The organism is Polaribacter septentrionalilitoris, assembly GCF_009832745.1.
Taxonomy (GTDB): domain Bacteria; phylum Bacteroidota; class Bacteroidia; order Flavobacteriales; family Flavobacteriaceae; genus Polaribacter; species Polaribacter septentrionalilitoris.
Genome location: NZ_VRMJ01000025.1, coordinates 250,174 through 266,155, shown reverse-complemented (window position 1 = coordinate 266,155; position 15,982 = coordinate 250,174). Strand labels below are relative to the sequence as shown.

Here is a 15,982-nt window from a genome sequence, read left to right as displayed (position 1 = left end):
CTATTGTTTTAGTATAATCTTAAATATTAAAACAAGCTATTAGAATTATAAAATCTCGATTATCGAGTAAAAGTACAGGAATGATTGCAGAAAAAAAAGTCGCTTTTTATACTTTAGGTTGCAAACTTAATTTTTCAGAAACATCTACCATTGCTCGTAATTTTGTGAGTGAAGGTTTTGAACGTGTTCAATTTGAAGAAAAAGCGGACATTTATGTAATTAATACATGCTCTGTAACTGACAACGCTGACAAACGTTTTAAGTCGATTGTAAAAAATGCTCTAAAGAAAAATGATGAAGCTTTTTTAATTGCTGTGGGGTGTTATGCTCAACTAAAACCAGAAGAATTAGCTGCTGTAGATGGTGTAGATTTAGTTTTAGGTGCTACTGAAAAGTTTAATGTAACCAGTTATATCAACGATTTAACTAAAAACAACATTGGTGAAGTTCATTCTTGTGAGATTTCTGATGCTGATTTTTATGTAGGTTCTTACTCTATTGGAGATAGAACTCGTGCTTTCCTAAAAGTTCAAGACGGATGTGATTACAAATGTACGTATTGTACCATTCCGTTAGCTCGTGGAATTTCTAGAAGTGACACCTTAGAGAATGTCATCAACAATGCCAGAGAAATATCATCTAAAGGAATTAAAGAGATTGTTTTAACTGGTGTTAATATTGGTGACTATGGAAAAGGAGAGTTTGGCAATAAAAAACACGAACATACTTTTTTAGAATTGGTAAAAGAATTGGATACCGTAGAAGGTATTCATCGTTTGAGAATCTCATCTATAGAACCCAATTTACTGAAAGATGAAACAATTGATTTTGTCTCTAAATCGAATTCTTTTGTGCCTCATTTTCACATTCCTTTACAATCTGGAAGTGATGAGTTGTTAAAGAAAATGAAGCGTAGGTATCTACGTAAAACTTATACAGATAGAGTTTCTAAAATTAAAGAAGTTATGCCTAATGCTTGCATAGGTGTTGATGTTATTGTTGGTTTCCCTGGAGAAACTGATGAATTATTTTTAGAAACTTATAATTATTTAAATGAACTAAATATTTCCTATTTACACGTTTTTACTTACTCTGAAAGACCCAATACTGAAGCAGTAGAAATGGATGGTATTGTACCTAAAAAAGTACGTGCTAAACGTAGTAAAATGTTACGAGGTTTATCAGCCAAAAAAAGAAGAGCATTTTATGAAAGTCAATTAGGAAACACATTAACTGTATTGTTTGAAAACGAAAATAAAGAAGGATATATCAACGGATTTACAGAAAATTACGTAAAAGTTAAAGCGCCTTGGAACCCAGAGTTAGTAAATACATTACAAAAAGTTACACTTACAGAAATTGATAAAGATGGTTTAGTAAGATTTAATTTTTCTAAACAAAAAATTCTCACATAAAATACTTTATAGTAAAAGTAAATTTTATTCCCCCAAAATAACATTATAAAAATTTTTAAATTGTTTAAATGAATAAAATTCCAATATACCTTATGCCTGGTTTAGCTGCAGGACCAGAAATTTTTGAAAATCTTGAGTTAGATAAAGAAAAATATGAACTCCATTACTTAAAATGGCTACTCCCTCTAGCTCACGAAGAATCAATCTCAAATTACGCAATGCGTTTGTGTGAGGAAATAAAAAGTGAGAATCCAGTTTTAATTGGTGTCTCTTTTGGGGGTATTATGGTACAAGAAATAAGTAAATTTATTGATACTAAAAAGGTAATTATTATCTCTAGTGTTAAGAAAAAAAATGAATTACCAAAAAAATTCCATTTTGCTAAATTTACAAAAGCCTATAAACTTTTTCCTACAAAAGTAGTTTCTAATTTTGAGGATTATGCTCAATATTTTTTAGGGAAATCTTTAAAAAAAAGAGCTAAAGTTTATAAAAAATATCTTTCTGTTAGAAGTAAAACTTATTTAAATTGGTCAATTTCTAAAGTTATCAATTGGGATCAAGATAAATATTCTGAAAATATTGTACATATTCACGGAACAAAAGATCATGTTTTTCCTTTAAATAACATTTCTAATTGTATCGAAATAAAAAATGGAACGCATATTATGATATTAACTAAGGCAAAAAAAATATCAAAAATTATTGATGACGTTTTAACTTGTTAGTACACCTACATTTTCATATTTTTATGGTATAAATTGTATAAATATGAACAAATCACTACGTTTTCTATCGTTATTAAGTATTGTATGTATTACTGTTTTTTTTATTAATGCTATTGATAAAAACACAACTGAGCCAAAATCAAGTACACATCAAACTTATAAAATAAAAGCTTTAAAACTCCCTAAAAATTTGAATCTTGCAGGAGAGAGAGTTCCTTTAGAAAACCCTGATATTAAAGAAAGAATGGACAGAGAGCTTTTGGTAAATACCTATTGGCAATCTAATGGTTTGTTATTGATAAAAAGAGCAAATAAATATTTCCCTATACTAGAGCCCTTGTTAAAAAAGTATGGTTTACCAGACGATTTTAAATTTTTAGCTTTAGCTGAAAGTGCTTTTATAGATGAAACTTCTTCTGCTGGAGCAGCAGGAATGTGGCACTTTATGAAAGCAACAGGAAAGGAATATGGCCTTGAAATTAACAGAAATGTTGATGAACGTTATAACATTGATAAATCAACTAAAGTTGCAGCTGAATACCTAAAAAAATCAAAAGAAAGGTTTGGTTCTTGGACACTAGCTGCTGCTGCATATAATGCAGGTAACTACGGTGTTGCTAAAAGACTAAAGACACAACAGGTTAATAGTTATTACGATGCTTTATTACCTGATGAAACTGAAAGGTATGTGTTTAGAATCATAGCTTTAAAAGAGGTGATTTCTAATCCTGAAAAATATGGTTTTGTTTATGATGAAGAGGATTTATACACCTTACCTAAAACTAGAACTGTAAAAGTTGACACTGTAATTACTAATATTGCTTCATTTGCAAAAAAATTTGGAATTACTTACAAAGAACTCAAAATTCACAATCCTTGGTTAAGAGAAAATAAATTAAATAATAAAAGTAGAAAACTATATAAAATTAAGATACCTATCTAGTTATGAATACTGTAAATAAAATACTTCCTTATGTATATTATATCGTAGGATTTATATTAATTGTAAAAGGATTCACCAACTTTTCTTCAGAAAAAGAAAGTTATTATATACTCTTGGGTTTTGAAACAAAAAATAAATTTATCTACCTGTTTTTTAGAGTTTTATTTGGTGCATTTGTGATTTATGCTGGAATAACTAGATTTAAGAAGTTAAAAAAAGGCAACTAACAAAGAAGTTTTTTTGTGACATGAAACTCATTTATGATTTCATTTAAAACCTCTTTAGCAGATTTAATATCATGAATTAATCCTGCAACCTGACCAATTTCTAATTCACCATTTTCTAAATCACCTTCAAACATTCCTTTTTTAGCACGTGCTCTTCCTAACAATTCTTTTAATTGCTCTTTAGTTGGGTTTTGTTGATACAATTCCTGCACTTCATTATAAAAGTTGTTCTTTACCAATCTAACAGGAGCCAATTCTTTTAACGTTAAATGAGTATCACCATCTTTTACATCAACAATTACATCTTTAAATTTTTGATGTGCAGAAGATTCTTCTGTTGCTGCAAATCTACTTCCAATTTGTACACCATCTGCACCCAAAACCATAGCAGCTAACATTGCTTTTCCAGAACCAACTCCTCCTGCAGCAATTACAGGGATTTTTACTTGTTCTTTTACCATAGGAATCAAAGTAAACGTTGTGGTTTCCTCACGTCCATTATGGCCTCCAGCTTCAAATCCTTCACAAACAACTGCGTCTACTCCTGCAATTTCTGCTTTTAATGCAAATTTTACTGAGCTTACAACATGAACCACCGTAATTCCTTTTTCTTTTAAAAAAGATGTCCATGTCTTAGGATTACCAGCAGATGTAAAAACTACCTTAACCCCTTCCTCTATAATAATCTCCATTATTTTTTCAATATCTGGATACAACATTGGCACATTAACACCAAAAGGTTTATCGGTAGCTTTTTTACATTTTTGTATATGCTCTCTCAATACTTCTGGATACATAGAACCTGCACCAATTAAGCCTAGACCACCCGAATTTGATACAGCTGATGCGAGTTTCCATCCAGAAACCCAAACCATTCCTCCTTGTATTATTGGATAATCGATATTAAAAAGTTGAGTGATGGTGTTTTCCATTATTTTTTTATCAATTTTAAAGTTCTGTATTGATGTGCACTCGATATTTTTAGCAAATAAACACCTTTATCTATAGTAGAAACATCAATAATTCTAGAATTTATATTCTTTATATCTAAAACTTTTTTTCCTAAAAGATTAAATATTTGAGCAGTATAATCATTCTTGTTTTGGTTATCAATAGAAATTGTAAATGTACTTGTTATTGGATTTGGATAAACTTTTAATTCTGTAATAGAACTATCATTTACAGCAGCTATTGAAGCGATATAATTGTTCAATGCAATTTCAAAATTTGGAATTCCATATCCGTGTTGATCTTGTGGGTTATCGAACATATCTGCAGATTCATATACAGATTGCTTTAAGTAATTATTAAAATTGTCTACTGTTTTTTTTGAGGATTTTAATGCAAATCCTTGATTCTGATTTAAACAAGCAATCAAACCAGCAATAATAGGAGAAGAAAACGAGGTTCCACTTGATGATGTCATACCCTCTCCAGTACTATAATTAATTACAGCAGGACTCTGGCCTTGCCCTAAAATTTCTGGTTTTATTCTTCCATCTGATGTTGGTCCAAAAGAGCTAAATGAAGCTATATTTCTTGATGCATCTACAGCTCCTACAGTAATTACAGAAGGTGCATCTGCTGGTGCTCCAATATATTTCCAAGAACCACCACCACTATTACCTGCTGAATTCACCAACAACATTCCTCTGGAAGCCGCAATTTCAGCGCCTCTGGAAATAAAGGTAGTTTTTCCATCCATATCAGCATAAGAATGGTTATGTTCTGGATTATCAAATGTGGTATAACCCAGTGAAGTGTTAATTACATCAACCCCTAAACTATCTGATCTTTCAGCTGCTTCAACCCATAACGTTTCTTCTAAAACGGTTTCAGATTCTACCATTTCTGAAATGAATAAATAAAATTTGGCATCTGGTGCTGTTCCTGTAAATTTATCTTTAATATATCCTGAAATAGCAGATAAAACATGAGTCCCATGACTGTCTCTGGAATAAATATTCTCATTTCTATCAGCAAAGTTATAGCCGCCCAAAATTTGGTTATTTTCTCTTATTCTTTGAAAAGCATCTAGAGTATTCACATTAAGAAAGCCTGCATCTATGACTGCAATGATTTGGTTTTCGCCTGTTAAACCTTGATTATGAAGAAAATCTCCTCTTAACATTTTTATTTGATTTTCTGCATCACCATAATTAAAACTTGAAGTGGTTTTACTAAATTTTTTATAATGATTTGGAAGTATATTTTTTGATGTTGAAGATGATTTTCCTGAAGTGTTCAAAGATTTATTTGCAAATTCAATATTTTTAATAAAGCTGTAACTTGTAATTAAATTCTGAATATCATCAACTTCTCCTTGAATATGAACCGCATTTAACCATTTGGATTTGCCTAAAATTGTAATTTTTGATTCTTTTTTAAGTAGGTTGTAATAGTTTTCATCAATTGGTACATCCAAAGAATCTAAAGAGATGTTTAAATTTGCTCTTCTATCTAATGCCCTTTGAGAAAGCATTGTTAAAGGGTTATTTAAGTAACTCGTTTTATTAGGCTTATCTTTTAAAAATAACCAAGCATCCTCAGTTTGAGAAAATGAAGTAAAGAAAGTAACTGTGAATAAAAAAAGTATTAATTTCTTCATTCAACTAAATTACTGTTTTTTTAATTTATAATTGTTAAGAAATTACACCAGAACCTAATAATTCTTCATTTTTATACCATGCTACAAACTGTCCTTCTTGTATGGCAGATTGTTTATTTTCAAACTCAACGTATAAACCATTATCTACTTTGTACAAAGTTGCTTTTTCTAAAGTTTGTCTATATCGTATTCTTGCATCAACTTCCATTATTTCGCCTGATTTTAAAGCCAAATCTTCACGAATCCAATGAATTTCTTCATTAGAAACAAACAAAACATTTCTGTATAGTCCTTGATGATTTTTGCCTTCTCCAGTATAAATTACATTTTCATAAACATCTGTTTCTATAACATATAATGCTTCTTTTGTACCTCCAACATTTAATCCTTTACGTTGACCTTTAGTAAAATAATGTGCTCCTTGATGTTTCCCTACTACTTTTCCATCATTTTTATTATAGGAGAATTTAGTTGAAAAATAATTCAACTCAGCTTCCTTGTTTTCAAACTTTGGAATTGGTTTTGTGTACGCTGTAAAATTAGCAGGAATGGTTACTATTTCACCTTCTTTAGGTTGTAGTTTTTGTTGTAAAAATTCTGGTAAACGTACTTTTCCTATAAAACACAATCCTTGAGAATCTTTCTTTTCGGCTGTAATTAAATCGGCTTCTTTGGCAATTTCTCTAACTTCTGGTTTTGTCAATTCTCCAATAGGAAACAATGCTTTTGCCAATTGCTCTTGAGAAAGCTGACATAAAAAATAAGACTGATCTTTATTGGTATCTTTACCAGCTAATAATTTATAAACAGGTTGACTATTGATGATTTCTTCTCCTTTTCTACAATAATGACCAGTAGCCACATAATCTGCTCCTAATTTTAGGGCAATATCCATAAAAACATCAAACTTGATCTCTCTGTTACACAACACATCAGGATTTGGAGTTCTTCCTTTAGAATATTCATCAAACATATAATCTACAATACGTTCTTTGTATTGTTCGCTTAAATCAACCACTTGAAAGGGAATTCCGAGTTTTTCAGCAACAATCATTGCATCATTACTATCTTCTAACCAAGGACATTCATTAGAAATGGTAACAGAATCATCGTGCCAATTTTTCATAAAAAGACCAATAACTTCATACCCTTGTTCCTTAAGCAAATATGCAGTAACACTACTATCTACGCCACCAGAAAGACCAACAACTACTCGTTTCATTTTGTATTTTTGAGAATGCAAAGTTACAACTTTGTTAATGATTTACACTTTGAAAAATTTGATGTATAAATTGAAAAAAAAAATCGTAATTAAAGTTTTAAATTATTTATTCTCTTTTTTCTTCGTGAAAGAACTTTGTTTCTTCTTGTCTTTTTTTGTGGAAATTTCACCATCCATATAAAACTCCCATTTACCAATTCGTTTACCATCTTTATAATGACCTGTTTCTTTTAAATCACCATTAAGTTCAAAGTATTTTGCCAAACCATTTGGCTTTCCATTTTTGTAAGTAATTTCTTCAATCAAGATGCCTTTACTAGAATATTTACTCACTACTCCATCTAATTTTCCATCCTTGTAAATTGCAAATTCAGTTACTTGTCCATCTGGATAATACACCAATTGTTCCCCTTCTAATTTCCCATCTTTATAATTTTCTTCAGACATTAATGTTCCATCAGGATAGAAATATTTCCAATTTCCAACTCGTTTTTTTCCATTAATAACACCTTCTGTCTGAATTTTACCTTTTAAGGTATAAAACTGAACAAATAAAGAATCTGATTGTTCAAAAAAAGTTTTTACAATGACAGGAAATTTTGACTCAGTAATGTCGTAAAACTTAAAAACTCCAACTTCTTTTCCGTTTTCAAATTGACCTGAATACCGTATTCTTTTGTTCGGATAATATTTTTTCCAAATACCAGTTCTTTTTCCATTTTTATCAAACTGATTGATTTTTTGAGAAAAACCATTAAAAGAGAGAAAAAAACAGACCAAAAAAGGAAAAACAAAAAGTAGTCTTTTTATATTTATCATTGATATCCAATTTTTGAGTAAATATACATTAATCGTACCAAAATGAGTATACTTTTTTTAACAGAACAACTCAATAACATAGAGAATGCTAAAAAAGAAAACAGGCAAAGAGTGGCAAATATTGTGCTAGAAAATCAAAATTTATTTAAAGATTTAATTTACATAACTTTTGATGTGGATCATAAAACATCAATCAAAGCAGCTTGGATTTTAGAATGGATTTGTACTCATCATAATTTAGAATGGATGATTCCGCATTTGGATGAATTCTCAGAAAACATATCAACTTTAAAATTTGATAGTGCTATAAGACCTTGTGCTAAAATTTGTGAACACTTGGCTGAAGCATATTTTTTTAAACATGAGAATCAAATAAAAAAAGAACTCACTGTACAACAAATTGATAATATTGTAGAAACTGGATTTGATTGGTTAATCACACCTCAAAAAATTGCTGTGAGAGCCTATACAATGACAACTCTATATTTATTTGGTTTAAAACGAGATTGGATTCATCCTGAATTAAAACACATCATTGAAACCAAAATTATTCATGAAAGTAAAGGTACAAAAGCAAGAGGTAGACATATTTTAGAGTTGATAGAAAAACATCAAAAAACCCGTTTATAAATCTATTGAAATGCCTATTTTTGCAGTTAACAACAGAACTAAAAATGAACATCACACAATTAAATGCCATCTCTCCTATTGATGGTCGTTACAGAGGTAAAATTGATAAATTAGCAAACTATTTTTCTGAAGAAGCTTTAATAAAATATCGTGTTCGCGTTGAAATAGAATATTTTATTGCACTTTGTGAAATTCCGCTACCACAATTGGCTAATTTTAATACAGATTTGTTTGAAGATTTACGTAAAATTTATATTAACTTTAATGCTGATGATGCTCAAAAAATAAAAGATATTGAAAAAATCACCAATCACGATGTAAAAGCGGTTGAGTATTTTATCAAAGAAAAATTTGATGCTTTAGGGTTACAAAAAGACAAAGAGTTTATTCACTTTGGCTTGACGTCTCAAGACATTAACAATACTGCAGTTCCGCTTTCGATTAAAGAAGCAATGAACGATGTTTTTGTACCTCAATATCTTGAAGTTTTAAAGAAATTACAAGAGTTAGTGATTGAGTGGTCTGACATTTCTATGTTGGCAAGAACACATGGTCAGCCTGCATCTCCAACACGTTTAGGAAAAGAGATTGATGTTTTTGTTGTACGTTTAAAAGAACAATTCAATTTATTAAATGATATACCAAGTGCTGCAAAATTTGGTGGCGCAACTGGTAATTATAATGCTCATAAAGTAGCTTATCCTACAATTGATTGGAAGGCTTTTGGAACTGAATTTGTACAAGAAAAATTAGGTTTACAACATTCTTTTCCAACAACTCAAATAGAACATTACGATCATATGGCTGCGTTGTTTGATACTTTAAAACGTATCAACACCATTATTATTGATTTAGATAGAGATTTCTGGACCTATGTTTCTATGGATTACTTTAAGCAGAAAATTAAAAAAGGGGAAGTAGGTTCTTCTGCTATGCCACATAAAGTAAACCCTATTGATTTTGAAAACTCAGAAGGAAATTTAGGAATCGCAAACGCAATTTTTGAACATCTTTCTGCAAAATTACCAATTTCTCGTTTGCAACGTGATTTAACAGATAGTACTGTTTTACGTAATGTTGGTGTTCCTTTTGGTCATACCATTATTGGTTTTACTTCTACCTTAAAAGGCTTAAATAAATTGTTATTAAACAAACAGAAGTTTGAAGATGATTTAGAAAATAATTGGGCTGTTGTAGCAGAGGCAATTCAGACCATTTTAAGACGTGAGGCATATCCAAATCCTTATGAAGCTTTAAAAGGACTAACTAGAACCAATGCTAAAATAAATCAAGAGTCTATTGCTAATTTTATTGATACTTTAGAAGTTTCTACAGAAATCAAAAAAGAATTAAAAGCAATAACTCCAGCAAATTATACCGGTATTTAATGAAAAAAACATTAGTAATACTAATCGCTTTTATCGCTTTATATTCCTGTAAGTCAGAAATTAAGGATAATTCAGATCAATTTAAACAAGGAGTTTTTGAAATTCCTGCTGGTGATGGATATAGCAAAACCATCATTACAAGAAAAGATAGTCTCCAAATTGAAGAATATGAAAAAATTGTAAGTGTTTCTAACGATAGTATTTCTGGTGAAAAAAGAATAAAACATATTGATACATTATATATCAAATGGAAAAATAATTTCTTTTATACGCTACGAATGAAGTCCCCAAAAAAGGAATTGGATAAAGATCCTATTTTTGTTCAAATCACTAAATTAAAAGAAAATTCTTACGATTTTTCTGCAAAAATTGGGTACAGTAAATACAAAACTGACGGAACGATTTACAAAGTAAAATAACATGGAAATTTTTGCAAACGCAGATACTTGGGTTGCCTTGTTGACATTGACTTTTCTTGAAATTATTTTAGGAATTGACAATGTTATATTTATTTCAATTTCTGCAAATAAACTCCCAAAAAACAAAGTTAAAAAAGCAACTCTTTGGGGATTAACTTTAGCAATGTTAACTCGTATTTTATTATTGTTTAGTGTATCTTATTTAATTGCTTTAAAAGATCCTTTTGTAAAAATAGATTGGGGTTGGTTTACATCTGATTTTACTGGACAAAGTTTAATTTTATTTTTTGGTGGATTATTTCTCTTATACAAAAGCACCAAAGAAATTCGACAAAAAGTAGAAACCACAGAAGAGAAAAAACTAATTAAAACACCAAAAGTAATTTCTTTTAAAAGTGTAATTATTCAAATTATATTAATAGATATTGTTTTTTCTTTTGATAGTATTTTAACTGCTGTTGGTATGACAAATGGTATTGATGGGGCATTAATAATTATGATTATTGCTGTAATTTTATCTATTATAGTAATGATGATATTTTCTCAACCTATTAACCAGTTTGTTCATAGAAATCCAACTATACAAATGCTAGCCTTATCTTTTTTAATTTTAATTGGATTTATGTTAATTGCAGAAGGCGCACATTTATCACACACTAAAATTTTTAACAAATCTGTAGGGATTATTCCTAAAGGATATTTGTACTTTGCGATCGCTTTCTCACTAGGTGTAGAATTATTAAATTTAAAATCTAGAAAAAAAGAGAATTAACAGTGATAGAAAACATAAAGAGACATATCGCTTCTTTTTTGTTACTTGTATTTCTAGTACCAGTAGCCATAAATTCTATTCATGATTTCTTAGATCATGAACATACTGTTTGTACCTCTAAAATTGAGAATCACATCCATGATAAAGATACAGACTGTACTTTACATCTTTTAAAACAAGGAAATCCTTTTTTAGCTTTAGAGTACTTTGAAATTCCTACAAAAACTATTTATCTAGAAAATAGTACTTATAATTATCATTTTTTAAAAAATCATTATCAACTTTCGATTTCATTAAGAGGTCCACCTGTTTTCATTTAAATTAAACTCTATTAATTTAAATATTGAAAACAAATAATGAAGAAACTATATTCTATTTGTGTTCTTGTATTTTGTATTGTTACAAATGCAATTGCACAAGATTGTACATATACTTTTAAAGGACAAGTAATAGATTTCCATGACAATACACCTCTATTTGGTGCCACAGTTCATATCTTAAATTTAGATACTTATATCGCAACAAATGAAAAAGGTGAGTTTGAGTTTAAGAATTTATGTGCAGGTAAACTGACTATTGAAGTCCAACATATTTCTTGTGAAACGAAGCATCTTACAATAACACTAAAACAAAATTTATATAAAGAAATTTTGTTAGAACATCATTTAGAAGAATTAAATGAAGTGATTGTAAAGACAAATTCCAAAACAGAAATAACGAGTATTGAACAATCTCTTAAGAAAAATATAATCGATAATTTTTCTGATAAATCTTTAGGTGATGCCTTAAATACCATGAGTGGGGTTTCCTCTTTAAACACAGGGAATTCTATTGTAAAACCTATGATTCATGGCTTACACAGTAGCAGACTTTTGCTTGTAAATAACAATGTTAGAATGTTTGACCAAGAATGGGGAGATGAACATGCACCAAATATTGATATCAATGCAAGTGAAAGAATTGATGTGATAAAAGGTGCTAATACCTTAAAATATGGTAGTGATGCTATTGGTGGTATGATATTGATAAAACCAAAAAAATATGCTATTAAAGATAGTATTTTTGGAAGTTCTTTATTGTCATTAAATTCTAATGGCTTGGGTGGTAACCTTAATTCAGAGATTGTAAAAACATACAAATCTGGATTTTACGGAAAGCTTCAATTAAATTACAAACAATTTGGAGATTTTAAAGCACCCAATTATTATCTAACTAATAGCGGATTGAAAAGTACAAATGCTTCATTTAGATTTGGGTACAATAGTTTCGAAAAAGGCTTTGATGCGTATTATAGTTTTGTAGACAATGAGTTTGCTATTTTACAATCTTCACACATTGGAAATGTAAATGATTTAGTTAACGCTATCAATAGTCAAGAACCAAGAGTTATCGAAGATTTTTCATACAAAATCAATTTTCCTAGACAATCTATTGTGCATCATTTAGGAAAAATAGAAGCTTACAAGCGCTTTAAAGGTTTTGGAAAATTGACGGTTCAATATGATTTTCAAATTAATAGACGAAAAGAATTTGATTTAAGAAGAGGTGATTTAAAAAACACGCCTGTTATCGATTTACGATTGTTTACCAACAGCTTACAATCTGATTTACAAATAGATTATTCAGAAAATCTTAAAATAAACACAGGTGTTCTGCTTCGTTATCAACAAAATGATGCAGTGGCAGGAACAGGTGCAAGAGCACTAATCCCTGATTTTGATAAGTACGAAACTGGTGTTTACGCTGTAGGAAATTATACAATTAATGATACTTCTGAATTAAGTGCTGGAATTCGTTATGATTTTTCACACATTGACGCCAGAAAGACCTATAACCTAACAGATTGGAATGACACTTATAATTATGATGAACTGTTTCCTCAATTTGAGGTTTCAGTAGAAAATACACGAATACAAACAAATCCTAAATTTACGTTTCATAATATTTCTGCAAGCTTAGGGTACATTAAACAATTTGAAAACAATATGTCGTTCGTTTTTAATTATGGTTTGGCAAATCGTGTTCCAAATCCATCAGAATTATTTAGTGATGGTTTACATCATAGTGCAGCAAGAATTGAGACTGGTTTGTTAACTATTGGTCAAGAAACTGCTCATAAATTTTCTTTTTCTTTAGAAAAGAATAATGACAGTTTTGGTTTTGCCATCAGTCCTTATTACAAACAAATCAACAATTTTATTCAGTTAATTCCTGTTGGAATTACAACTACAATAAGAGGAGCATTTCCTGTTTGGGAATACAATCAAGTTAATGCAAGAATTTTAGGAGTTGATATTGATGTGAATAAAAAGATAAATAACCAATTAGATTATTTTGGAACGTTGAGCTTGTTAAGAGGTGATAATCTAACTGATGATATTCCGTTAATTCACATGCCAGCTGCCAATTTTAGCAACCGTATTTCGTATACAAATGATGAGTTTCACAAATTAACCATCAGTGTAACACATAAAACAATTCTGGAACAAAAAAGATTTCCAGATTATAACTTTACTACATTTAATGCCACACAGCAACAAGATGTATATGTAGACATTAGTTCTACACCACCTACGTATTCTTTATTCGGATTGAATACTTCTGCAACATTTAATGCATTTAAAAAAGGAGATTTACAATTCGAATTTAATATCGAAAATTTGTTTGATGTTTCTTATAGAGAACACCTAAATAGACTGAGATATTTTGCAGATGAAGTAGGTAGAAACTTTAACATAAAAATTAAAATAAATTATTAAACACACACTATTATGAAAAAATTAAACACAATTAAAACAATTAAACTATTAGCAGTACTATTTATTTCAACCTTAGCATTTACAGCGTGCTCAGATGATGATCACGATCATGACGATGATCACGATCACGAAGAAGAATTAATTACTACTGTAACTTATACATTAACTAATGGTACAGATATAGTTACAATGATTTATTCTGATGAAGATGGTGATGGTGGAAACCCTGCTACATCTAGTATTTCTGGTCCTTTAACAGCAAATACAATCTATACTGGTGCTGTTAAGTTAGAAAATAAAACTGAGAGTCCTGCTGAAGATATTACTGAAGAAGTAAAAGCAGAAGGAGATGAGCATGAATTTTTCTATGTTTCTACAGTTGGTAAAATTACAAAAACAGATGTGGATGCAAATAACAATTCATTAGGAATTGAAACAACACTTACAACAGGTACTGCAGGAAGTGGATCGCTTACAATTATTCTAAAGCATGAACCTAAAAAACCAAATAGTGGATTAAATGATGCTGGTGGAAGTACTGATGTTGAGGTTACTTTTAATAACATAACCATTCAATAAGAAATATTTCTTTATTTAAAAAGCGTTGCAATTGCAACGCTTTTTTTTTGTCTTATAACACAAATATTCATAGTAGTAACCTTTCAACAACAAATGGCTATAAGTACTTAATTAATGTACGTGTTCTGTTTTCTTTAAGGTACTTAACACAAGAAAAGCTGCTACAAAAAATAAAGCCAAACTTAATACACTATATTGCATAGAATCTGTGAGGTAAATTAAGAATCCAAATACAAACGTTCCTAAAACAATGGCTATTTTTTCAGTGACATCATAAAAGCTAAAGTAGGTTGCATGATCTTTTGTTTCTGGTAATAATTTAGAATAAGTAGAACGTGTTAACGATTGTATTGCTCCTAAAACCAAGCCCAACAAACCTCCTAAAGCGTAAAAATATAAATCTACATTTGGCAAATCTTTTTCAAGCATAAAAGCACTAAAACAAACTAAAACCCAAATTAAAATTGTAGTTTTAATTGCTTTAAAGTTTCCAATTTTAGATGATAACCTTGAAAAAAACCAAGCTCCAAAAATAGCAACTACCTGAATTAACAAAACAGTTACAATTAAATTAATTGTACCTAAACCTAATTCTGATGAACCAAAAATAGTGGCTAATAAAATAATGGTTTGTACACCTACACTTAACAGAAAAAAAGCGATTAAAAAGTTTCTTAATGTTGGATAATTCTTTAGTTCAATCCATACTTTTTTTAATGCTACAAAACCTTTCCAGATATAGTCTTTCTCTGGTTTTCTATGGTGAACATTATTGGGTAGTTTTTTAAAAGTAACTTGCGCAAAACCAATCCACCAAAGACCAACCATTACAAAAGAATAACGCATCATTTGTAGTTTCATGGCTCCATCTTCTTGAGACATGATTAAGTATAAACTAATTCCTAATAAAATAATAGAACCAATATAACCGTAAATAAAACCTTTTGCACTAGCTGCATCTTGTTGTTCTGGATGTGCAACTTCTGGTAAATATGAGTTGTAAAACACAATACTAGACCAAAACCCAATGCTTGCAAAAATTGTACAAATAATTCCAATCCAAGCCGTATTTACGTCCTCAAAAAAATACATGGAGATTACAGATAATCCACCAAACCAACAGAAAAACTTCATAAACTTTAATTTATTTCCTGTATAATCTGCAATTGCGGATAAGATTGGCGACATAAATGCTACAACCAAGAAAGAAAAAGACAAAGCATAACTATATAAAGTATCTGGATAATCCCATTTCATCCAAAGGAAATGAATTGTTTTATCTTTTGTAATAGCATCGTAAAACAAAGGAAAAACAGCAGTACTAATTACTAAAGAATATACAGAATTAGCCCAATCATAAAATGCCCAAGCATTTATTAATTTTTTATCTCCAATTTTTAACATAGTATGTAGTTTATAAAAAAAAACCGTTCAAAGACTAACTTTGAACGGTTACAATATAGGAAAATCTAT

15 protein-coding genes are annotated in these 15,982 nt (G+C 29.8%); 10 read left to right on the top strand and 5 right to left on the bottom strand.

The features are described 5' to 3' along the window. Positions 1-80 precede the first annotated feature (80 nt). The 3 genes from mtaB (at position 81) to FP421_RS05735 (ending at position 3,086) form a co-directional block, all read left to right on the top strand. A complete protein-coding gene (gene mtaB, locus FP421_RS05745) occupies positions 81-1,415 on the top strand; it encodes a tRNA (N(6)-L-threonylcarbamoyladenosine(37)-C(2))-methylthiotransferase MtaB (protein WP_159948471.1) in 1,335 nt (444 codons plus the stop codon). A gap of 68 nt (positions 1,416-1,483) precedes the next feature. Next, the gene (locus FP421_RS05740; RefSeq protein ID WP_159948469.1) at positions 1,484-2,143 is read left to right on the top strand and encodes an alpha/beta hydrolase; all 660 of its coding nucleotides are present in this window, start codon (positions 1,484-1,486) and stop codon (positions 2,141-2,143) included. Positions 2,144-2,186: 43 nt separating this feature from the next. Further along, the gene (locus FP421_RS05735; RefSeq protein WP_201288803.1) at positions 2,187-3,086 is read left to right on the top strand and encodes a lytic transglycosylase domain-containing protein; all 900 of its coding nucleotides are present in this window, start codon (positions 2,187-2,189) and stop codon (positions 3,084-3,086) included. Between the two features lie 223 nt (positions 3,087-3,309). Here the strand turns inward: FP421_RS05735 and FP421_RS05730 are convergent, their stop codons facing one another. The 4 genes from FP421_RS05730 to FP421_RS05715 all read right to left on the bottom strand — a co-directional run bounded on the left by FP421_RS05730 (position 3,310) and on the right by FP421_RS05715 (position 7,962). After that, positions 3,310-4,245, bottom strand: coding sequence for an NAD(P)H-dependent flavin oxidoreductase (locus FP421_RS05730; protein WP_159948467.1), 936 nt, complete (start codon positions 4,243-4,245; stop codon positions 3,310-3,312). Next, the gene (locus FP421_RS05725) at positions 4,245-5,921 is read right to left on the bottom strand and encodes a S8 family serine peptidase (RefSeq protein ID WP_159948465.1); all 1,677 of its coding nucleotides are present in this window, start codon (positions 5,919-5,921) and stop codon (positions 4,245-4,247) included. The genes FP421_RS05730 and FP421_RS05725 overlap by 1 nt, the downstream gene beginning before the upstream one ends. A gap of 34 nt (positions 5,922-5,955) precedes the next feature. Continuing rightward, the gene (gene mnmA, locus FP421_RS05720; RefSeq protein WP_159948463.1) at positions 5,956-7,143 is read right to left on the bottom strand and encodes a tRNA 2-thiouridine(34) synthase MnmA; all 1,188 of its coding nucleotides are present in this window, start codon (positions 7,141-7,143) and stop codon (positions 5,956-5,958) included. 102 nt (positions 7,144-7,245) lie between these two features. Further along, complete coding sequence (locus tag FP421_RS05715; RefSeq protein WP_159948461.1) at positions 7,246-7,962, bottom strand: toxin-antitoxin system YwqK family antitoxin; 717 nt, start codon at positions 7,960-7,962, stop codon at positions 7,246-7,248. Between the two features lie 42 nt (positions 7,963-8,004). Between FP421_RS05715 and FP421_RS05710 the strand changes: the two genes are divergently transcribed. Genes FP421_RS05710 through FP421_RS05680 form a run of 7 tightly spaced genes read left to right on the top strand, consistent with a single transcriptional unit; the run spans position 8,005 to position 14,509 of the window. Continuing rightward, complete coding sequence (locus FP421_RS05710; RefSeq protein WP_159948459.1) at positions 8,005-8,592, top strand: adenylosuccinate lyase; 588 nt, start codon at positions 8,005-8,007, stop codon at positions 8,590-8,592. Between the two features lie 44 nt (positions 8,593-8,636). Then, positions 8,637-9,980, top strand: coding sequence for an adenylosuccinate lyase (gene purB / locus FP421_RS05705; RefSeq protein WP_159948457.1), 1,344 nt, complete (start codon positions 8,637-8,639; stop codon positions 9,978-9,980). Further along, positions 9,980-10,399, top strand: coding sequence for a hypothetical protein (locus FP421_RS05700; protein WP_159948455.1), 420 nt, complete (start codon positions 9,980-9,982; stop codon positions 10,397-10,399). The genes purB and FP421_RS05700 overlap by 1 nt, the downstream gene beginning before the upstream one ends. 1 nt (position 10,400) lies before the next feature. Beyond that, positions 10,401-11,171, top strand: a complete 771-nt coding sequence (locus tag FP421_RS05695) for a TerC family protein (RefSeq protein WP_159948453.1) — start codon at positions 10,401-10,403, stop codon at positions 11,169-11,171. A gap of 2 nt (positions 11,172-11,173) precedes the next feature. After that, positions 11,174-11,491, top strand: a complete 318-nt coding sequence (locus FP421_RS05690; protein ID WP_159948451.1) for a hypothetical protein — start codon at positions 11,174-11,176, stop codon at positions 11,489-11,491. A gap of 36 nt (positions 11,492-11,527) precedes the next feature. Further along, positions 11,528-13,930 carry a TonB-dependent receptor gene (locus tag FP421_RS05685; protein WP_159948449.1) on the top strand — a complete coding sequence of 801 codons (2,403 nt, stop codon included), beginning with the start codon at positions 11,528-11,530 and terminating at the stop codon, positions 13,928-13,930. Between the two features lie 12 nt (positions 13,931-13,942). Beyond that, on the top strand, positions 13,943-14,509 hold the full coding sequence (locus tag FP421_RS05680; RefSeq protein ID WP_236548048.1) for a type 1 periplasmic binding fold superfamily protein: 567 nt from the start codon (positions 13,943-13,945) through the stop codon (positions 14,507-14,509). Between the two features lie 111 nt (positions 14,510-14,620). Here the strand turns inward: FP421_RS05680 and FP421_RS05675 are convergent, their stop codons facing one another. Continuing rightward, positions 14,621-15,913, bottom strand: coding sequence for an MFS transporter (locus FP421_RS05675; RefSeq protein ID WP_159948447.1), 1,293 nt, complete (start codon positions 15,911-15,913; stop codon positions 14,621-14,623). Positions 15,914-15,982: the final 69 nt, after the last annotated feature.